Below are 19,024 nucleotides of genomic sequence, written 5' to 3' on the forward strand. Positions count from 1 at the left end.
GCGCGCCCGACCTTAGCTGCCCATGTAGTCGCGATGGAGCGCCCAGTCACCCGGGCTGAACCGACCCGAAGCGAATTGTTGCTGGTGCCAGTAAGGGTAAATCAGCGGCAGTTTGCTGACCTCGTGCAATCGTTTCAGCTCGTCCTCGCTCAGTTCCAGATCCACGGCGCGGAAATTGTCGCGGAACTGCTGTTCGTTGCGCCCGCCGATCACCAGCGAGCTGACCGCGGGACGGGTCAGCAGCCAAGCCAACGCGACCTGCGCTGCCGAGACGCCATGCGCATCGCCGATCTCGACCAGTGTATCGACAATGTTCCACAGTTTCTCCTCATCGCGGATCGGCGGTTCGGTCCAACCGGCGAACTGCCGCGAGCCTTCGGGTGCGCCCACGCCCCTACGGTGTTTGCCCGAGAGCAGGCCCGCGGCCAGCGGGCTCCAGACGAGTACGCCAAGCCCCTGATCGACCGAGATCGGCAGCAGTTCGTATTCCGCCTCGCGGGCTTCCAGCGTGTAGTGGATCTGTTGCGCCACGAAGCGCTCGCGAAAAGCGCGGTCGCTGACGCCGAGCGCCTTCATGATGTGCCAGCCCGAGAAGTTCGAGCAAGCGATGTAGCGCACCTTGCCTTGCTGCACGAGCGTGTCGAGCGCTGAAATCATCTCCTCCATCGGGGTCACGCCGTCCCATTCGTGCATGTGGTAGATGTCGATCCGGTCGGTGCGCAGCCGCTTGAGCGAGCGTTCGCACTCACGGATCAGATGGTAGCGCGAGACCCCCTCGTCGTTGGGCCCGTCTGCGATGCGCATCCGTGCCTTTGACGAGATCAGCACATCGTCGCGCCGCCCGTCGAGTACCTCGCCGAGGATCTCTTCCGAGAGGCCCGTCGAATACATGTTGGCCGTGTCATAAAGGTTGATCCCGGCGTCGATGCAGGTGTCGACCAGACGCTTTGCTTCGGGCACGCCTTGGCTGCCGACGGCCTTGAAGGCCCCCGCGCCGCCGAAGGTGAAAGTGCCCATCGTGAGCACCGAGACTTTGAGGCCCGATCGTCCGAGTGTTCTGTATTTCATTGCTATCTCCTCCTGTTGGATGTCTTTTCGCCGGCCGGGATCAGCGCGGCAGAATTTTTGCGATATGGGCGATACCGAGGGCCGGGCTTGTCAGCACTGGCGGGCCGTTCGGGCGGGGTTCGAGCCGGTCGAGCGCGCGTGCCATCGAGGCTTGCGCCAGCACCACCACGTCGCTTTCGAGGGCAAGTCGGGCGATTCCCTCGGCCACCTGCGCGTCGTGCTTTTCGCGGTCGCCCGACTGCAGCGTCTCGAAGGCGCCCTCGACCAGTTGGCTCGTTACCGTGCAGGACGCGCCGGTCTCGCGGGCCACTGCAGCGATCAGGTCGGCGGTGGGCGTCAGCGTGGTTTGCAAGGTGGCGAGCACGCCAATGCGACCGCCATTCGCCACCGCCGCCTGCGCCATCCCGGCGTCGATCCGCAACAGCGGCACGGGGCAGAGCGGGGCGATCATCTCGACCGCATTTCCGAGGCTCGAGCAGGTCACAAGCACTGCGTCGGCCCCGGCGTCGACGGCCGACCATATCATCCCTGTCAGTCGGCGCGCGGTCATTTCGCTGACGGCGCCGTCGCGGATCGTTAGGCGCAGCAGGCTTTCGTCGAGCATGTTGAAGACCTGCCATTCCGGCAGGTGTTTCCGGGTCAGCGCCTCAAGATCGGGAATCAATCCCGCGACGGTATGGATCATTGCCAGTTGGTTCGGTGATTCGTGTCTTCGTTCGGGCATGGTGTGGCTCCTGTCGGGCTTGCGGTGGCGCGGACACCCAGTAAGGCATGACAGCGCTGTCATTTTTGTCGATTATCATCACGGAGATGCTCGGATGACAAGCCCAATGTCCCGAAAGCCTTGTATGAAACGCCTTTAGCGGCCTCTGAGCCGCGTTCCGGCAACGGGCAGGTGGCCTTGCGGTGCGCCTGTGAAGTCAAGTTTTTGCTATTTGCTAATTGACAACTCTATTATGTCCACCGCAGTATGACAGCGCTGTCACAAAAGAAATGGCAGCGCTAGCATTTCGGATAATTCCTCGTCCGTCCCTCCAGTCCCCAACCGATACGTTCGGCTCTGGGATTTGTGCGGAGAGCGTCGGGGAAGCCGAGAAGGGAGGGGCGTTTTGGCACTGTCTGATAATTCGGTCGCGCCGACGGAAAGGAAATCCATGCGAGTTCTGCAACAATTGCTTCAACTGCGGCAAATGCGCGAATTCAACGTGCTGATCGCGCTGGTCCTAATGGGAGTGCTGATCAGTCTGTTCACGCCGTATTTCCTTACCGTGTCGAACCTGATGGGGGTGTCGCGGGCATTCTCGCTCACCGCGATCATGAGTATTGGCATGGTGATGGTCATCATCACGGGCGGGATCGATCTGTCCGTCGGCTCTGCTATGGGGTTGGCGGGATTGATTACCGCGCTGTGTTTCGATGCGGGTTTTTCGCAATATGTCGCGGTCGCCGCGGGGCTTGGCGTTGGGTTAGCCTTCGGCTTGACCAACGGGCTGCTGATCACCGCGATTGGCTTGCCGCCCTTCATCGCGACGCTGGGCACGCTCAGTATCGGGCGCGGCCTGATGTATATGATCACTCACGGGGTGCCGCTTACCCCCGACACCCCCGAGAGCTTCAGCGTGCTGGGGCAGGGCTATGTCGGACCGGTCCCGGTGCCGGTGGTGATCTTGCTGGTGCTGACGCTCGTGTTCACGATCATCATGACGCGCACCCGCTTTGGTCGCCACGTCTACGCGACCGGCGGCAACGAAAACGCCGCGCGACTGAGCGGGGTCAAGGTGCAGCGCGTCAAGCTTGCGGTCTATGTCTTGTCCTCGACGATTTCCGCGCTTGCCGGGGTGATCGCCTTCTCGCGCTACCTGTCGGCAGAACCTGCCTCGGGCTTCGGTTCCGAACTTGAGGTGATCGCTGCGGCCGCGATCGGTGGGGCAAGCCTCGCAGGTGGGATCGGCTCGGTGCTTGGCGCGGTCATCGGCGCGGCCTTGATCGGCGAAATCGCCAACGGCGTCGTGCTTCTCAATATCAACACTTATGCCCAGCAGGCCATTACCGGCGGCGTGATCTTGATCGCGGTCAGCCTGGATGTGCTGCGCAACCGGATGGGTGGGCGCGGCTGAGCCGCCCTGCTCGGGAGAAATAAAGACCAAGAAGTCGGGCCGCGTCTCGCCAGAGGAGAGGGCGCGCGCGAAACCCGAACGACCACAAGGCCCCGGTGCGGGGTGTGAAACTGAAACTGCATCAACAACAGGGGCTCGCCGCAACAAAGGTCGAGTCCGGAGGAGGAAAAAAGATGCGTATTGGAATGAAAGCCGCCGCGGCGGTTATGGCCCTCGCAACGGGCATGGGGGCGGGCGCCGCGCTTGCCAAGGACATCACCGTGGCACTGGTGCCGAAGGTGGCTGTGCCGTTCTTTGATGACTGCAACACTGGCGGGGCCGAGGCCGCCAAGCAGATGGGTGTGAACTACCAGTGGGTGGTGCCCGCCAACACGCAAGGCGCGACCCAGGTCAAGATCATCGAAGATCTGATGGCGCGCCACGTCGATGGCATCGGGATCTCGGTCAATGAGCCGAAATCGGTCGAGGGCATCATCAAGCAGGCCACTGCCGCTGGCATCAAGGTCGTCACCTTCGACAGCGACAGCGCCAATAGCAGCCGCAGCATGTATATCGGCACGATCAACAAACAGGCCGGCGTGACCATGGGCAACACCATGGCCAAGGCGCTTGGCGGTAAGGGCGAGGTGGCGATCGTCACCGGTCAGCTTGGCGCATCGAACCTCAATGAGCGGATCGACGGCGTGAAGGAAGCGTTGGCGCAATATCCCGACATCAAGTTGGTCGCAACCGAGGGCACCGAGGACGATCTGGCACGCGCCGTCTCCGTCACCGAGGCGCTCCTGCGCGGCAATCCCAACCTGTCGGGCATCTTCGGCATCAGTCAGGTCGGTGGTCCGGCTGTGGCCAAAGTGCTTGCGCAGCAGGAATTCAGCGACATGAAGGGAAAGATCAAGGTCTTTGCCTTTGACGATCTGCCCGACACGATCAAGGGCGTGAAGGAAGGCTTCATCGACGGCATCATGGTGCAGCGCCCGATCACGATGGGCAAGCTGGCGGTTGAGCATCTCGTGGCCCAGATCAAGGGCGAAGAGACCGATCCCCAGAACGTCGATACCGGTGTGACCGTCGTGACGGCCGACAACCTCGATAGCTACACCAAGTAAGCTCTGACAAGATCTGGGCGGGGCCGAAAATGGTCCCGCCCAATATTCCCCATGCCCGAGGCTGCGATGAAACCGTTTCTCGAAATGACCGGCATCTCCAAGACCTTTCCGGGGGTCAAGGCGCTCGACCGTGTCGACCTGCATCTTAACGCCGGGGAGGTGCATGTCCTGGCCGGTGAGAACGGGGCCGGCAAGAGCACTCTCATGAAGATCATGACCGGGGTGCTGCGCGCCGATCCGGGCGGTGAGATCCGGGTCGATGGCGAAACGGTCGTCATCAAGAACCCGGTGCATGCCCGCGCGCTCGGCATCTCGATCATCTACCAAGAACTCGCGGTGGTGAACAATCTTACCGTGTCCGAGAACGTCTTTCTGGCGCGTGAGCCGCTGGGACCGACTGGCCTGATCAACCGGAAACGGATGAACGCTGACACCCGTGCGGTGCTGGCCGAACTGGGCGTCGAGATCGACCCCGAAGCACTGGTCGGCACGCTCTCGATCGGGCAGCGCCAGCTCATCGAGATCGCCCGCGCGATTTCCTATAAATCCAAGCTCATCATCATGGACGAGCCGACCGCCTCACTAAGCCATCACGAGTCATCCACACTTTTGCGCATGGCGCGCAAGCTGACCGCGCAAGGTGTCGGCATTGTCTTCATCTCGCATAAGCTCGAGGAAATCTTCGAGATCGCCGACCGCGTTACCGTGCTGCGCGACGGGCGCACCGTGGATACCCGCCCGATCAGCGACATGACGAGCGACTTACTGGTGCGGCTGATGGTTGACCGCGAACTCGATCAGCTTTTCGGGCATCATCGCAGTCACGCCACCGACGAGGTGCTGCTGTCGGTGCGCAACCTGACTGAAAAGCGCGCGAAAGACGAAGGCGTCTTTGTGCGCGATATCGAATTTGATCTGCATCGTGGCGAGGTGCTCGGCTTCTTCGGGCTGGTCGGTGCGGGTCGGACCGAGGTGATGGAGATGATCTTCGGGAGCCGGCCCTATAGCGGTGAGATTTCCATCAACGGCACCCAGGTGCGCATCGGCTCGCCCTCGGATGCGATCACGCAGGGTATCGGTTTCGTGACCGAGGATCGGCAGTCGCGGGGGCTTGTCCTCGGCATGTCCGTGCGCGAGAACTTCTCCCTGACGCATTTGAGTGACTATTGCAGCCTGAACTTCGTGAACCGCAGCAAGGAGACCGCAGCCTGCGCCGACTACATCCGGTCGCTTGGCATCAAGACCCCGTCGCCCGAGCAGAAGGTGCTCAATCTTTCGGGCGGCAATCAGCAGAAAGTTGTGCTGGCGAAATGGGCCGCGCGGCGCCCGCGGATCCTGATCGTGGACGAACCCACTCGCGGGATCGACATCGGCGCCAAGGCCGAGGTTCATGCGCTGCTGGGCAAGATGGCCGAGGAAGGCATGTCGATCATCGTGGTCTCGTCGGATCTGCCAGAGATCTTGGCGATCAGCGACCGGGTGATTGTACTGAAAGAAGGACAGATCAGCGGAGAGCTACCCCGAAAAGATGCAACGCAGGAAAGTGTGATGCTGGCGGCGACCGGCTAAGGCCATCCCGCAAAACCTTAGAACCGAAAGAATGAAACGGAGACTGAAATGACCAAGCGCGTAGTGTTTACAGGCGGAACCGGCAAAGCGGGGCGTCATGCGGTGCCATATCTGCTGAGCAAGGGCTACGATGTGCTCAACCTCGACCTCAAGCCGCTTGATGTGCCCGGCGTGAATACGCTGATCACCGATGTGACCGATAGCGGCGCGGTGTTCAACGCATTGACCACGCATCACGACTTCGGCGGGTTCGAAAAGGGCGCGCCGCCCTCGGCCCCCGATGCGGTGGTGCATTTCGCCGCGATCCCGCGGGTGCTGATTGAGCCCGATAATGTCACCTATCAGGCCAATGTCATGAGCACGTATAACGTGATCGAGGCGGCGATGAAGCTGGGCGTTCGCAAGGTGATCATTGCATCCTCCGAGACGACCTATGGCGTGTGTTTCGCCGAGGGCGACAAGGATTTCCATTCCTTCCCGCTCGAAGAGGATTACGATAGCGACCCGATGGACAGCTACGGTCTCTCGAAGGTCTGCAACGAAAAGACCGCGCGTGCCTTCGCTGCCCGTTACGGTGCGGATATCTATGCGCTGCGCATCGGCAACGTGATCGAGCCCGATGAATACGGCATGTTCAAGAACTTCCTTGCCGAGCCGATGAGCCGCAAGCGCAATGCCTGGAGCTATATCGATGCCCGCGATCTGGGCGAGATCGTGCATCTGTGCATCGAGAAAGACGGTTTGGGCTATCAGGCGTTCAACGCGGTCAACGACACCATCACCGCCGATATGCCGACCACCGAGTTCTTGCAGAAATACTGCCCTAACACGCCGATCACGCGCGAAATGGGCCCCGACGAGGCACCGATTTCGAACCGCAAGGCACGCGAGGTTCTCGGCTTCAAAGAGGCCCATCCGTGGCGTAACTACGTCGATCTGTGATCGACGAGAGCGGGTCGGGACTTTCGGGTCGGACTTAGAGAGTCTAGGCAAACACGTCCGCAAGATGCATTGCTTGTCATCAACGGGCTTGTCCGAACCGAGCTGGAGGAAAGCGTCATGGGAACCAAGCAGCGATTGCCCGACCGCAAAAGCAAGATCACGGTGCGCGAGGTCGCGCGCCGTGCCAATGTCAGCGAGTCGACGGTATCGCGCATCATGCGCAACAAGGGGCTGGTCGCCGAGGCCACCCGCGAGAAGGTGATGGAAACAGTGCGCGCGATGGGCTACGTGCCCAACCGCATCGCTGGCTCGCTTGCCTCGCTTGACTCGTTCCTGATCGGCGTGGTCATCCCGTCGCTCTCCAATATTGTCTTTCCTGAGGTGTTGCAGGGCGTCCATGCCGGGCTCGAAGGAAGCGATCTGCAACCCGTGATCTCGACCACCGACTACGACATCGACCGCGAGGAGGTCGTGGTGCGCGGCATTCTTGCGTGGAAACCCGCCGCGATCCTGCTGGCGGGGTTCGAACATACCGAAGCCACCCGAAAGATGCTCGATCAAAGTGCGATCCGCGTCGTCGAGATGATGGATATTGACAGCACCCCGATCGACATCGCCGTCGGCATGTCCCATCACCGCGCGGGGCATGCGATCGGGCGCCACCTGATCGCGCGCGGCTATCGCCATTTCGGCTATGTCGGTCATGACTGGACTGCCGATCGCCGCGTCCGGCTGCGGTATGATGGGCTTTGCGAAGCGCTTGCCGAATCCGGCCTGTCAATTGAGTCCAAGGCAATGACCGATGGCGCCAGTTCGGTCGCAGAGGGCCGGGCGCAGACCGCACGGCTGCGCGCCCAAGCGCCGCAAATCGATGTAGCGGTCTATTCCAACGACGACATGGCGGTGGGCGGCGTGTTCCATTGTCTATCCGAGGGCATTCGATTGCCCGACGAGTTCGCCGTTTTCGGCTTCAACGGGCTCGATATCGGCAAGGAGCTTCCGCAACCTCTTTCGACCGTGCGCTCGAACCGCTATCTGATCGGCAAGAAGTCGATCGAGGAGGTTCTGGCCTCGCCCGAACGTCCGCCAAATCCCACAATTATCGACACCGATTTTGAGGTGTTCGCTGGCGCAACCGCCTGAGTGCGGCCCGCCGGTTCACCCGGATATCGATCAGAAAGGAGTTTCCCATGCATTCCGCTCTCGCCAATGGCAATGTCGCAGTCGTCACAGGTGGTGCTTCGGGCATTGGCCTTGCCGCCGCCAGCCACCTTGCGGGGCTTGGGTTGCGCGTCTGCATCGCCGATCTGCCGGGGCCTGCACTTGATGCGGCCGCAAGCGTCTTGATCGCACAGGGTGCCGCCGAGGCGGATGTGATGGCTCTGGCCACCGATGTATCGGACCGTGCAAAACTCACCGCGCTGGCCGATGCGGTCGAGGCACGCTTTGGCTCGGTCAACGTGCTGATGAACAATGCCGGGATGCAGCCGGGCAGCTCGATCTTCGACGCCGAGGGCAACTGGGACCGCATCCTGGAGGTCAATATGGGCGGGATCATCCGTGGCAGCCAGATCTTTGCGCCGCGCATGATCGCCTCGGGCGCGCCGGGGCTGATCATCAATACCGGCTCGAAGCAAGGCATCACCACACCGCCGGGCGACCCGGCCTATAATGTCTCGAAGGCCGGGGTAAAGGCCTTCACCGAGGCCCTGCAGCATGAATTGCGCAACCGCGAGGGGGCCCGCGTCGAGGCGCGGCTGTTCATTCCGGGGTTCGTCTACACGCCGCTTACCGCGAATGGCCGCACCGAGAAACCCGACGACGCCTGGACGCCCGAACAGGTCGTGGCGTTTCTCTTCGAGTCGGTCGAGCGCGGGGATTTCTACATCCTGTGCCCCGACAACGATGTCGATCATGCCACCGATGTGAAACGCATTCTCTGGGCCGCCGGTGACATCACAGAGAACCGCCCGCCGCTCTCGCGCTGGCATCCCGATTACGGGGATGCCTTCAAGGCTTGGCTGAAGAAATGAGCGCCGCGATGACGCGTGTGCACCGCATTGCGGCCATTCCCGGCGACGGGATCGGCCCCGAGGTTATCGAGGCCGCGCTGGACGTGCTTGACCATCTTGGCCGACAGAGCAACGCATTTCGGCTTGAGGTGGAGCGCTTCGACTGGGGGTCCAAGCGCTATCTGCGGGAAGGGGCGCTGATGCCCGAGAACGGAGTCGCGGCCCTGCGCGCCTTCGACGCGATCCTGTTCGGCGCGGTTGGTGCCCCCGATGTGCCCGACCATGTAACGCTCTGGGGCTTGCGCCTCGCGATTTGTCAGGGGCTTGATCAGTATGCCAACCTGCGCCCCACGCGGATCCTGCCGGGGCTGTCGAGCCCGCTTTCGGGCGTCGGCCCGGGCGATCTTGACTGGCTGATCGTGCGCGAGAATTCCGAGGGAGAATATGCCGGGCAGGGCGGGCGCAGCCATCGAGGCCAGCCCCATGAGGTCGCGACCGAGACCGCCATCTTTACCCGCGCGGGTGTCGAGCGGATCATGCGCGTGGCCTTCTCGCAGGCCCGCGCGCGCCCGCGCAAGCACCTGACGGTCGTGACGAAATCCAACGCGCAACGCTACGGACTCGTGCTGTGGGATGAGATTGCCGCCGAGGTCGCGACCGAGTTTCCCGACGTGACATGGGACCGGATGCTGGTCGATGCGATGACCGTGCGTATGACGCTCGATCCCGGTTCGCTCGACACGATTGTCGCGACGAACCTGCATGCAGACATCCTCTCGGATCTTGCTGCGGCGCTTGCAGGCTCTATCGGGATTGCGCCAACGGCCAATCTCAACCCAGAGCGCGCCGCGCCCTCGATGTTCGAGCCGATCCACGGCTCGGCCTTTGACATCACGGGCAAGGGTGTCGCGAATCCGATCGGGACATTCTGGAGCGCGGCGATGATGCTGGGCTATCTTGGTGAGACAGAGGCCGAGGCGCGCTTGATGCGCGCGATCGAGGTCGTCACCAGCGATCCCGAAAGCCGCCCGCGCGACCTTGGCGGGGCGTGCAGCACCGCGCAGGTGACGGCGCGGCTTTGCCAGGCGCTTGACGCGGAAGGGCCGACAGGCTGACGGTCCTTAATGTCCGGATCTGTCGGCCTGTATCCCGACGGACGCGCCAATAGATAGCGGTACGTCCGATGAGGGGGCCGGGATGTCGCCCGTTGAGACGACGCTGTAGTCATAACCCATGGTCTTGCCACTTGTCGTCTTCACCTTCGACCCAGCAAAGTCGAACGCAGTGACCTGATAGGGTCAGGTGCCGCAAGTAATGCGGTCCTTTCAAGAACCGCCAACGCGATATTCTGATAGCTTGGCTGTTAGACGATCAAGATGGTTCCAGCGCGCTTAGAAATAGCGAAAAGAGCTGGGCTTGGGACGATATCGACAGTTTGCGATACGCGTTCTTGCGATGGACCTTCACCGTCTCGTCGCTGATCGAAAGATGCGCGCCAATCGCTGCGGTTGAATAGCCGCGCAGCACCATGGCGATCACCTCGGTTTCGCGCGGGGTCAGCACGCCACCGGCGATCCGATCCAGCAGAATTTGCAGGGGTGGAAGGGCAGGGGCTAGCGGATTGGCAAGCGCGCCGCGCGCCGCCGCGCCCCTCCAATGCGCGCGCATCAATGCTTCAATCACCGGGCCCACCACGGCCAACCGTTCGCGCTCGCGCGCGCTGAACACCGGTTCCCCACGTTCGCGCGCAAAGCTGATCACGGCCACCCGGCGCGGGCCGATTTCGGCAAAGATACCGATTTCGTCACGAATACCCGTGCGACTGTAATGCTTGGCGTAATATTCCGACTGAAAGAATTTGTCCGGCGCCATCTGTCGCAACCCGACCATCCCCGAGCAGCGGCCCGCCTCGGTCTGGGCATAAAACGGGTCCAGCAAATAGGGACCCGTGCAGTAATCCCATATGACGATCTGCGCCGTCTCGGGCGGTAAATTGTGATACAGAGATTGCGGGGTCGCATTGCCTTCATAGGCAAAGATCATGCAGATTTTATAGCCAAACAGCGCCTCTGTCGCCCGATCGAGCGCGCATGCGAAACCCTCCGTTCCCACGGCGGTAATCGCTTCGGCCAAGCGCTCGTTCCAGTCTGACATCGTTTTGGGTCTCGCTTCGTTGCGGGGCCAAGCCTTTGGGGAATGCTCTACCCCTCGGGGGGTATTGGTGGGGGCGCGCAATTCCCTAAGCTGAACCGTATCAGGAAAAAATGGAATGCGCCCGAATGCAAGCCGATAGCCCAAATGACAGCGATATGCACGAAATGCTCGACCGGATCGGCGCGCAGCATGTTCATATCGGGATTTTCGATCAGGACGGGATGTTCCGCGTCAAACGGGTGGCGCGCGCCAAGGCCGAAAAGCTGGCGCAAGGCGGCTACCCGTTTTGCGACGTGCTTTATAAATGGGACAGCGCCGAGGAAACCTATGGCGGGGGCGATTATATCGATGTCCCCGCAAAAATTTTCCCCGATACGGTCCGGGCTTGGCCTTTTGAGGGCGATCAGGCGATCTGCATTGCCGATTTCGCGATGCCCTTCGGAGAACACTCGGCGCGCAACCAGCTGATCGGGCAGATCAAGAAGGCCAAGGATATGGGGTTCTCGGTCCATTCGGCGTTCGAATTTGAGTTCAACCTGCTTGATGAAACCGCCGCGAGCCTGCGCGAGGGCGGCTTTGCCGCGCCGAAACATTACGCGCTGGGCAACAGAACCTATTCGCTTGAAACGCTGGCCAATGAACATGCGCTTCTGACGGGTCTCGAGGCGATGATGGATCGGCTGGGGATTGGCATGGATGCGCTGCATACCGAGCTGGGTCCGGGCTGTTTTGAGGTGCCGCTGACCCATGCGCAGGGGGTTAAGGCGGCCGATGATGCCGCGCTGTTCAAGAACTTTGCCAAGACCTATTTCCGGCGCAACGGGCTGACCGCCTGTTTTATGTCGAAGCTGAATGAAAACCTGTCGGGGCAGTCCGGCCACCTGCATGTCTCGCTGCGCAACTTGGCCGATAACAGCCCCGCTTTTGTTGATCTGAACGATACTGACGGTCTAAGCCGCACCGCGCGCCATTTCATTGGCGGGTTGGTCACCTTGATGCCAGAGATGCTCGCGATGTGCAGCCAGACGGTGAATGCTTACCGTCGGATGGTGCCGGGAATGTGGGCGCCGATCTCGGCCTCGTGGGGTATCCAGAATCGCACGGTCGCAGCCCGGGTGATGAATGACAGTCCCGATGCAACGCGGGTGGAATTTCGCGTCCCCTCTGCAGATACCAACCCGCATGTTGCCTTGGCGATGTGTTTGGGGGCCGGCCTTTGGGGGATCGAGAACGAAATCGAACCGGGGGCGCCCATATGCGGGGATCAATACCTTGCCACGCCCGCGCCCGAGACCCGCTTCCCCACCGATCTCGGCATGGCCGCCGATTGGCTGAATGAGAGCAAGGTCGCCCGGGCGATCTTTGGGGATGTCTTTATCGACAGCTTCGTGCGCGCGCGCCGACACGAGTATGCTGCTTTTGCGCGTCATGTAAGCGCTTGGGAGCGTGAACGATATCTAGAAGTCGTCTGAAATAGAAAAAAGATAACAGGCGCTTATCAATCCAACCGGGAGTAAAGAAAGATGAAGAAAACCAAGGGAATACCGATGTTCTCTCCGAACCGCCGCACCTTCCTGCAAGGGATGGGCGCGGCTGGTCTGGCGGGGGCTGGCCTTGTGCCGGGGCGCGCCGAGGCCGCGACCTCGATGAAATTCATGTGCTGGGAGGGCTATGACAGCCCGGCAATCATCAAACCCTTCGAGAAAGCCAATGATGTTTCGGTCTCGATCGACCTGATCACCGACAGCCCCGGCGGGTTTGCCAAGCTGGCAGCAGGTGCATGGCGCGATTTCGACGTGGTGGCGACGGACAGCCCCTGGGTGCAGCGGATGGGACCGGCCGGGATCGCTGAATTCCTTGATGATGGCGAATTTGCCGATGTTTACGAGGACTTCTATCCGCAGTTCCGTTCGCCCTTCGCGCCGCTTGAATTCGAGGGCAAGACGACCGGTCTTCCCACCCGCTGGGGCTGGGTCGGACCGACGGTTAACACCAAGTTCGACAAGCTGGAAACGTGGCGCAGCTATGCGCCTTGCTTTGATCCGGCCTATCGGGACAAGATCTGCGTGCTTGATTGGGGCGACTGGCCGATCATGCCGATGGCGCTGTATGCCGGGATCGACCCCTACAAGGAACTGGATGACAAGGAGCTGAACGAGATCCGCCTCGTGTTGCGCGCGCTCTTCAAGAATACCCGCGCGGTCGTGGGCGATCTTTCGGTCGCGCAGAAGGGGCTTATGGATGGATCGTTCCGCACGCTGATCGGGGGCGGCACCTACTGCACCTCGGCGCTGCGCAAGGATGGGCAGAAAGACATCATGTCGATCGTCCCCGAGCCGAAGGACGGTCTCAATCAGGGCATCATCTGGATGGAAGCGGGCGGCGTGGTCAAGGACCCGGTCGATGGCGCCAAGGCCAATGCATTGCTACGCACGCTGACCTCGCCGGAGGTGGCGGTCGAGCTGGCCTGGACCGAAGCGACCTGCAACCTCGTTCCCTCGCAAAAGGCCGAAGCGCTGTTCACAGACGAGCAGAAGGACGTTTTGCAAATGGATTACATGTGGGAGGCCTGGGACAAGTCTCACTTTCATAATGTTGCGCCCAATATGGACCAGATGCTTGAAATCTGGTCGCAAGAATTGGCTGCTGCGAATTGATCCTATGCGTTGCAGGGGCGGCGCGTGCCGCCCTTGCTCCCTTATCTGAGACAGGAAACACGCCTTGGCTTCTCCCATCATCCAAGCCACCGGAATCGAAAAATATTACGGCACCTACCGCGCCCTGACCAACATCTCGCTGAGCGTGGCCAATGGCGAGTTCCTCGCGCTGGTCGGGCCCTCGGGCTGCGGCAAGACCTCGCTGCTCAAGATCCTTGCCGGGTTCGAGGATTTGTCCGGCGGCAGCCTGATCATCGACGGGCAGGACATGGCGGGCATGCCGGCCTCGGCGCGCCCGACACGCATGGTGTTTCAAAAGCTGGCCTTGTTCCCGCACAAGACCGTCGCGCAGAATATCGGCTTTCCGCTGCATCTGGCCAAGCGCCCCAAGTCTGAGATCGACACTGCTGTGCGTCGGATGCTTGAGCTGATGCATCTGAAGGAAAGCTATCTCAACCGCTACCCGCATGAGCTGTCGGGCGGCGAGCAACAGCGTGTGGCACTGGCGCGCTCGATGATCTCGCAACCGCCCGTGCTGCTTCTTGATGAGCCGATGAGCGCGCTCGATGCCAAGCTCAAGAAATCGCTGCAGGCAGAGTTGAAACACTTGCACCGCCATGTCGGCACCAGTTTTGTTCATGTCACCCATGATCTGGAAGAGGCAATGATGCTGGCCGACCGGATCTGCGTGATGCGCGCGGGCAAGATCGTGCAGATCGGAGAGCCGTCCGAGATTTACTACCGACCGGCGGATGCCTTTGTCGCCGGATTCATTGGGGACACGAACCTTCTGCCCGCCAAAATCACGCGCGCGGGCGAGGGGTTTGAGTTCTCATGCGATAACTTGCAGTGCAGCGCGCCACGACTTGGCGCCGATCAGGTTGCCGCGGGGGTTGCTGCCGGGGCAGATGCGCTGCTGATGATCCGCCCCGAGATGCTGCGGCTTCTGGCGCCGGGTAAAAGCGCCGATTGCACCCTTGCGGGCACGGTGAGCGAGTATTTCATCCGTGGTGCCTCGATCCAGTATCGCATCACAGTCGCTGACACCGAGATCGTGATGGATGTTCCGGGCACCTCCGTTCTACCCGCCAAGCAGGGCGACGCGGTGCAGCTTGGTCTTTCGCTGAGCGATCTGTTCGCTGTGGAGGCCTGAGCCATGGCCGAGATGCAGAAATCGTGGCGTGATGGAGCTTTGCGGCTCTCGACCTTGCCCTTGCTTGTGCTTATGGGCCTGTTCTTCGTGATCCCGCTGATCATGACGGCACTCCTTAGCTTTCAGGGCACGCAGTATTACCGGCTTGTCTGGACTTGGGATCTGAACGTCTGGACCGATGTGTTCAGCCAGATCCACTATTGGAAGATCATGTGGCGCACCTTGACGATGGCGCTGGTTTGCACGCTGCTCTGCACGGTGCTGGCGATCCCGATTGCCTATGGGATGCTGCATCGCCTGTCGCGTTGGTCCGATCAGATCACGCTGCTCATGGTCTTTGCATTCCTGACCGATGCGGTGTTGAAAACCTTTGGCTGGGTGCTGTTTTTGGATCGCTCCGGCGTGCTTAACGGCACGCTTGAGTCGATCGGGTTTCCTCCCGCTGCGGTGAATGTGCTGTTTTCGCCAGATGCGACGATGATCGGCATGGTTTACAACCTGTTGCCCTACACCATCTTCACCACGGCGCTGTCGATGGCGCGGATTGACCGCGATCTGGTTCTGGCGGCGCGCGATGCCGGTGCGACGCGGCTGCGGGCCTTTCTCGAAGTGACCTTGCCGCTGGCCAAACCCGGCATCTGGGCGGGCGCGGTGCTGGTGTTTGTGCTCAGCCTTGGCGTGTTTCTGGAACCCAAGGTGATGGGTGGGGGCACGTCGCCGCTTGCGGCCGAACTGATCCGTCAAAGCTTTGAGACGCGGGTGAACTGGCCTCTCGGTGCGGCGCTGACGCTTGTTCTGATCGTGATCGGGGCCGCGGTTCTGGCTGTGGCCGGGGCGCTGGCTTTCTGGCAGGCACGGAGGGGCTCCAATGACTGATCAGATGGAAAAACGCCTTGCGGATATCGTCCTGTATGGCTCGGTGATCGCGGTGCTGATCTTCTTCTATATCCCGATCGCGACACTGATCCTGTTCTCCTTCACCCAAAGCCGGTTCCTGTCCTGGCCGATTTCCGAGTTCTCAACGCGCTGGTATGGCGCGTTGCTGGCGGATCGGGATTTCTGGTCGTCGCTGGGCAATTCCGCTTTGTTGGCGGTGCTTGCGACCGTGTTCGCTACACTTCTCGGGATTGGCGGAGCCTTTGCTTGGAGCCGCTACAAGTTTCGGTTTCAGTGGGGCTTCCGCATTCTGACCTTCGCGCCGCTCCTGTTCCCGCAATTGCTGCTTGGGGTTGTGATGCTGCTGTGGTTTTCCGTGCTGGCGGGGTGGCTGAACCTGTCGCCGGGGCTTTGGTCGGCGGTGATCGGCCATGTGATTTACATCACGCCGTTCTGCATCGTCATCATTTCGGTTCAAATGCAGGGCTATGACGACACGCTTGATTACGCCGCCGAGGATGCGGGGGCGACGCGCTGGCAGATATTGCGCGAGATTACCTTGCCGCTGATCTGGCCCGGAATCTTCTCGGCCGCGATCTTTGCCTTCCTGCTGTCTTGGGGAAATTTCTACATCACTTACAGCCTGTCGGGTTCGACACGCACGCTGCCCACTTTCGTGTTCTCGGGCATCGCTGTGGGATCGTCGCCGATCTATCCGGCGCTGGCCACGTTGACCTTTCTGCCAGCCTTGGTGCTGATCTTTGCCGTCGGCAGTCTGCGCAAACGCGCCGCCCGCCGTCGCCTGATCAAGATCGCTGAGGGCTGATCCATCCAACGGAGTTTGTCCGATGACTGCACATGACTTTACGACGCTGAAAACCCGCTGGAGTTTCCCGACGCTGGTCTGGTTCGGGGCAGGGCGGTTGGCCGATCTGCCCGCGGGGCTGGCCGAAATTGGGGCGCGCGCACCGCTGATCATCAGTGATCGCGGGCTTGCGGCCTCGGACATCGTTGCGCAGGCGAAGGCGGCGTTTGAAAGTGTCGGCATTGCGCCCGGCCTGTTTTGCGATGTGCAACCCAACCCGAGCGTTGAAAACGTCATGTCCGGTCTCATGGCCTTGCGCGCAGGGGGGCATGATTGCGTGATCGCGCTGGGCGGCGGCTCGGCGATGGATGCGGCCAAGGCGGTCGCGATGATGGCCGGGCAGGATCGCCCATTGCTGGATTTCGAGGATGTCGGCGACAATTTCCGCCGCGTCCAAACCGAAGGGATGGTGCCGGTGATCGCCATTCCGACCACCGCCGGGACCGGTTCTGAATTCGGGCGCTCCTCGGTGATCACCGACACGGACAGCCATCGCAAGGTCATCATTTTTCACCCCGAGATGCTTCCCGAGCTGGTGATCCTCGACCCGCAGGTGACGGTCGGTCTGCCGCCTCGTTTGACGGCCGCGACGGGAATGGATGCGCTTTCGCACGCGCTTGAAGCGCTCTGTGCGCCGGGCTGGCATCCGATGGCAGATGGTCTGGCGCTGACGGCGCTAAAGATGATCGACGAGTCCTTGGCGACGGCCTATTCGCAGCCGGGCAACCTTGGCGCGCGTGCCAACATGCTGGCCGCCTCGGCCATGGCTTGCACCGCTTTGCAAAAAGGGCTGGGGGCAGTTCACGCGCTGGCACACCCGTTGGGCGCGCGCTATGGTGCCCATCACGGGATGCTCAACGCCGTGCTGATGGCGCATGTGCTGCGCTTCAATCTCTCGGCGGTGGGCGCGCAGATGGCGACGCTGGCACATGAATTGCGGCTGGAGGGCGATGATCCCGGTGCGGCTGTGCTGGACTGGCTAGAGTCGTTGCGGGCGCGTATCGACATGCCTTCGACGCTTAGCGGCATGGGCGTTGACGTAGCCGAGTCCGATATTGCGGCGCTGGTGGCCGATGCCTTGCGCGACCCGTGCGCGGGCGGAAACCCCGTTCCCTTGACGGCGGGTGGGGTTGAGCAGATTCTGCGCGCCGCACTTTGAGCCAGCTTGATCCGGTCCGCGCGGGGCAGGCAAATCAGCGCCAACAGGAGAACGCCATGAAACTCGCCCTCGTTCAGCCGCAGCCGCTTTCTTCTGACCCAGCGCAGATTCTGTCGGTCATAGAGGTTTGGGTCAAAGGGCTGGCCTCGCTAGGCGCCGATCTTGTGGTGCTGCCCGAACTGATCCTGCCCGGCTATAATCGCCCCGAGGCCCATCACGCAGAGGCCCAGCCATTAGACGGAGTCTGGTGCCGCGCCATGGGAGAGATCGCGCGCCAGACGGGGTGTGCGATCTGTTATGGCTGGGCCGAACGGCTGGGGAATCAGGTTTTGAATGTGGCTTCGGTGCTGGATGAGACCGGCGCGCGGATCGCGCATTACCGCAAGATCCAGCTGTTCGGGGCTATGGAAAAGGCGAGTTTCGCCTTTGGCACCCAAGCGCCGCCCGTCTTTGAGCTGAACGGCACACGGATGGGACTGTTGATCTGCTACGATATTGAGTTTCCCGAACACGCGCGGGCGCTCGCGCGAGCGGGATGCGAGCTGATCCTCGTGCCCACGGCGAACCCGGTGGGCTACGATCATGTGCCCGATCTGCTGGTGCGTGCACGCGCGAATGAGAACGCCGTGACGGTGGTCTATGCAAATTATTCAGGGCCCGATGGCGGTATCAGTTTCGGAGGGAGGTCAATTATTGCCGGGCCAGATGGGCTGCCGTTGGCGCAGGCCGGCACAGGGCCCACAATGCTCGTTGCAGACATCCCGCACCGGGCTGAGTATCCGCCAGAGGTGATGTCGCTCCAGTTCAAAGATCTGCGCCAGTACTAGGATAAATATCTTTACCTGATGCCATGTCGCCACCCGCGTGCGTGACGCTATTTCGATCAATCTAATCCGCAAAAATGGGCGGGCGTGGAAGGACGATTGCCCGGTTGCACGGGGTCGAAACGAAGCCTTGCGTGCCACCCGGCACTACGTCTGGACGTGCAGGACAGGACCCCACGCTCGAAGTCGCATCGAAGCGAACCCTTTCATGGTTTGCCATCTAGAGCGAGAGTTGAGGGAGTGGATTTCTCGTCATGGCAGAGCTCTGCGCCGCTCGGTAAGTTAGCATCTGATGCAAAGATAGCCATACCAGCTTAAAAATTATGCAATTGCGCTGATTTCTCTCATGCAGGGTCACCTTGCATACAGGTTTGTGATTTTGCCCCTTGTTTTGAAACGTAGCGAAATGGCACGCTAAAGACACATCGGAAAGGTCCGAACGGCATTTGCGCCTCGCTTTGACTCCGCTTTTCAGCGGTCGGTCAGCGGGGCGTTTTGCATTTTTGGAGTTTCGACAAGTCG

Annotated in this window: 17 protein-coding genes; 14 read left to right on the forward strand and 3 right to left on the reverse strand. The window is 61.2% G+C overall.

The window, feature by feature from the left end; all coding sequences use genetic code 11:
• Positions 1–12: 12 nt before the first annotated feature.
• Together AB4874_RS02240 and AB4874_RS02245 are read right to left on the reverse strand one after the other, a co-directional pair.
• Entirely contained in the window at positions 13–1,068 is a 1,056-nt protein-coding gene (locus AB4874_RS02240; RefSeq protein ID WP_368390769.1) for an aldo/keto reductase, read from the reverse strand.
• Between the two features lie 40 nt (positions 1,069–1,108).
• A complete protein-coding gene (locus AB4874_RS02245; protein ID WP_368390770.1) occupies positions 1,109–1,792 on the reverse strand; it encodes an aspartate/glutamate racemase family protein in 684 nt (227 codons plus the stop codon).
• A gap of 430 nt (positions 1,793–2,222) precedes the next feature.
• Here AB4874_RS02245 and AB4874_RS02250 point away from each other — a divergent pair, with 430 nt between their 5' ends.
• From AB4874_RS02250 to AB4874_RS02280, 7 genes are all read left to right on the forward strand, one after another.
• Positions 2,223–3,185, forward strand: a complete 963-nt coding sequence (locus AB4874_RS02250) for an ABC transporter permease (RefSeq protein WP_368390771.1) — start codon at positions 2,223–2,225, stop codon at positions 3,183–3,185.
• A 173-nt stretch (positions 3,186–3,358) separates the two neighbouring features.
• Positions 3,359–4,291, forward strand: coding sequence for a sugar-binding protein (locus AB4874_RS02255; protein WP_295530565.1), 933 nt, complete (start codon positions 3,359–3,361; stop codon positions 4,289–4,291).
• A 66-nt stretch (positions 4,292–4,357) separates the two neighbouring features.
• Entirely contained in the window at positions 4,358–5,860 is a 1,503-nt protein-coding gene (locus tag AB4874_RS02260; protein WP_368390772.1) for a sugar ABC transporter ATP-binding protein, read from the forward strand.
• 48 nt (positions 5,861–5,908) lie between these two features.
• A complete protein-coding gene (locus AB4874_RS02265; protein WP_368390773.1) occupies positions 5,909–6,802 on the forward strand; it encodes an NAD-dependent epimerase/dehydratase family protein in 894 nt (297 codons plus the stop codon).
• A 117-nt stretch (positions 6,803–6,919) separates the two neighbouring features.
• Entirely contained in the window at positions 6,920–7,945 is a 1,026-nt protein-coding gene (locus AB4874_RS02270) for a LacI family DNA-binding transcriptional regulator (protein ID WP_368390774.1), read from the forward strand.
• A 47-nt stretch (positions 7,946–7,992) separates the two neighbouring features.
• Positions 7,993–8,835, forward strand: coding sequence for an SDR family NAD(P)-dependent oxidoreductase (locus tag AB4874_RS02275; protein ID WP_368390775.1), 843 nt, complete (start codon positions 7,993–7,995; stop codon positions 8,833–8,835).
• Positions 8,836–8,843: 8 nt separating this feature from the next.
• Positions 8,844–9,929, forward strand: coding sequence for a tartrate dehydrogenase (locus tag AB4874_RS02280; protein WP_295530550.1), 1,086 nt, complete (start codon positions 8,844–8,846; stop codon positions 9,927–9,929).
• 256 nt (positions 9,930–10,185) lie between these two features.
• Here the strand turns inward: AB4874_RS02280 and AB4874_RS02285 are convergent, their stop codons facing one another.
• Positions 10,186–10,968, reverse strand: coding sequence for a helix-turn-helix transcriptional regulator (locus AB4874_RS02285; RefSeq protein WP_368390776.1), 783 nt, complete (start codon positions 10,966–10,968; stop codon positions 10,186–10,188).
• Positions 10,969–11,093: 125 nt separating this feature from the next.
• Here AB4874_RS02285 and AB4874_RS02290 point away from each other — a divergent pair, with 125 nt between their 5' ends.
• The 7 genes from AB4874_RS02290 (at position 11,094) to AB4874_RS02320 (ending at position 18,505) form a co-directional block, all read left to right on the forward strand.
• The gene (locus AB4874_RS02290) at positions 11,094–12,440 is read left to right on the forward strand and encodes a glutamine synthetase family protein (RefSeq protein WP_368390777.1); all 1,347 of its coding nucleotides are present in this window, start codon (positions 11,094–11,096) and stop codon (positions 12,438–12,440) included.
• 51 nt (positions 12,441–12,491) lie between these two features.
• Positions 12,492–13,625, forward strand: coding sequence for an ABC transporter substrate-binding protein (locus tag AB4874_RS02295; protein WP_368390778.1), 1,134 nt, complete (start codon positions 12,492–12,494; stop codon positions 13,623–13,625).
• Between the two features lie 64 nt (positions 13,626–13,689).
• On the forward strand, positions 13,690–14,778 hold the full coding sequence (locus tag AB4874_RS02300) for an ABC transporter ATP-binding protein (protein ID WP_368390779.1): 1,089 nt from the start codon (positions 13,690–13,692) through the stop codon (positions 14,776–14,778).
• 3 nt (positions 14,779–14,781) lie between these two features.
• Positions 14,782–15,654: an ABC transporter permease gene (locus AB4874_RS02305; RefSeq protein ID WP_368390780.1), complete on the forward strand. Its 873-nt coding sequence runs from the start codon at positions 14,782–14,784 to the stop codon at positions 15,652–15,654.
• Positions 15,647–16,480 carry an ABC transporter permease gene (locus AB4874_RS02310; protein ID WP_368390781.1) on the forward strand — a complete coding sequence of 278 codons (834 nt, stop codon included), beginning with the start codon at positions 15,647–15,649 and terminating at the stop codon, positions 16,478–16,480. Before AB4874_RS02305 ends, AB4874_RS02310 begins: the two co-directional genes overlap by 8 nt.
• A 22-nt stretch (positions 16,481–16,502) precedes the next feature.
• Positions 16,503–17,678, forward strand: a complete 1,176-nt coding sequence (locus AB4874_RS02315) for an iron-containing alcohol dehydrogenase (protein WP_368390782.1) — start codon at positions 16,503–16,505, stop codon at positions 17,676–17,678.
• A gap of 56 nt (positions 17,679–17,734) precedes the next feature.
• A complete protein-coding gene (locus tag AB4874_RS02320) occupies positions 17,735–18,505 on the forward strand; it encodes a carbon-nitrogen hydrolase family protein (RefSeq protein ID WP_368390783.1) in 771 nt (256 codons plus the stop codon).
• The last annotated feature ends 519 nt before the right edge of the window (positions 18,506–19,024 follow it).

The organism is Thioclava arctica, from assembly GCF_040892615.1.
In the GTDB taxonomy this organism is placed as follows: domain Bacteria; phylum Pseudomonadota; class Alphaproteobacteria; order Rhodobacterales; family Rhodobacteraceae; genus Thioclava; species Thioclava arctica.

Bases quoted from the DNA above. Each gene is read 5' to 3' on its own strand.
- AB4874_RS02240 (WP_368390769.1), bottom strand. From the start codon at position 1,068: ATGAAATACAGAACACTCGGACGATCGGGCCTCAAAGTCTCGGTGCTC.
- AB4874_RS02245 (WP_368390770.1), bottom strand. From the start codon at position 1,792: ATGCCCGAACGAAGACACGAATCACCGAACCAACTGGCAATGATCCAT.
- AB4874_RS02250 (WP_368390771.1), top strand. From the start codon at position 2,223: ATGCGAGTTCTGCAACAATTGCTTCAACTGCGGCAAATGCGCGAATTC.
- AB4874_RS02255 (WP_295530565.1), top strand. From the start codon at position 3,359: ATGCGTATTGGAATGAAAGCCGCCGCGGCGGTTATGGCCCTCGCAACG.
- AB4874_RS02260 (WP_368390772.1), top strand. From the start codon at position 4,358: ATGAAACCGTTTCTCGAAATGACCGGCATCTCCAAGACCTTTCCGGGG.
- AB4874_RS02265 (WP_368390773.1), top strand. From the start codon at position 5,909: ATGACCAAGCGCGTAGTGTTTACAGGCGGAACCGGCAAAGCGGGGCGT.
- AB4874_RS02270 (WP_368390774.1), top strand. From the start codon at position 6,920: ATGGGAACCAAGCAGCGATTGCCCGACCGCAAAAGCAAGATCACGGTG.
- AB4874_RS02275 (WP_368390775.1), top strand. From the start codon at position 7,993: ATGCATTCCGCTCTCGCCAATGGCAATGTCGCAGTCGTCACAGGTGGT.
- AB4874_RS02280 (WP_295530550.1), top strand. From the start codon at position 8,844: ATGACGCGTGTGCACCGCATTGCGGCCATTCCCGGCGACGGGATCGGC.
- AB4874_RS02285 (WP_368390776.1), bottom strand. From the start codon at position 10,968: ATGTCAGACTGGAACGAGCGCTTGGCCGAAGCGATTACCGCCGTGGGA.
- AB4874_RS02290 (WP_368390777.1), top strand. From the start codon at position 11,094: ATGCAAGCCGATAGCCCAAATGACAGCGATATGCACGAAATGCTCGAC.
- AB4874_RS02295 (WP_368390778.1), top strand. From the start codon at position 12,492: ATGAAGAAAACCAAGGGAATACCGATGTTCTCTCCGAACCGCCGCACC.
- AB4874_RS02305 (WP_368390780.1), top strand. From the start codon at position 14,782: ATGGCCGAGATGCAGAAATCGTGGCGTGATGGAGCTTTGCGGCTCTCG.
- AB4874_RS02310 (WP_368390781.1), top strand. From the start codon at position 15,647: ATGACTGATCAGATGGAAAAACGCCTTGCGGATATCGTCCTGTATGGC.
- AB4874_RS02315 (WP_368390782.1), top strand. From the start codon at position 16,503: ATGACTGCACATGACTTTACGACGCTGAAAACCCGCTGGAGTTTCCCG.
- AB4874_RS02320 (WP_368390783.1), top strand. From the start codon at position 17,735: ATGAAACTCGCCCTCGTTCAGCCGCAGCCGCTTTCTTCTGACCCAGCG.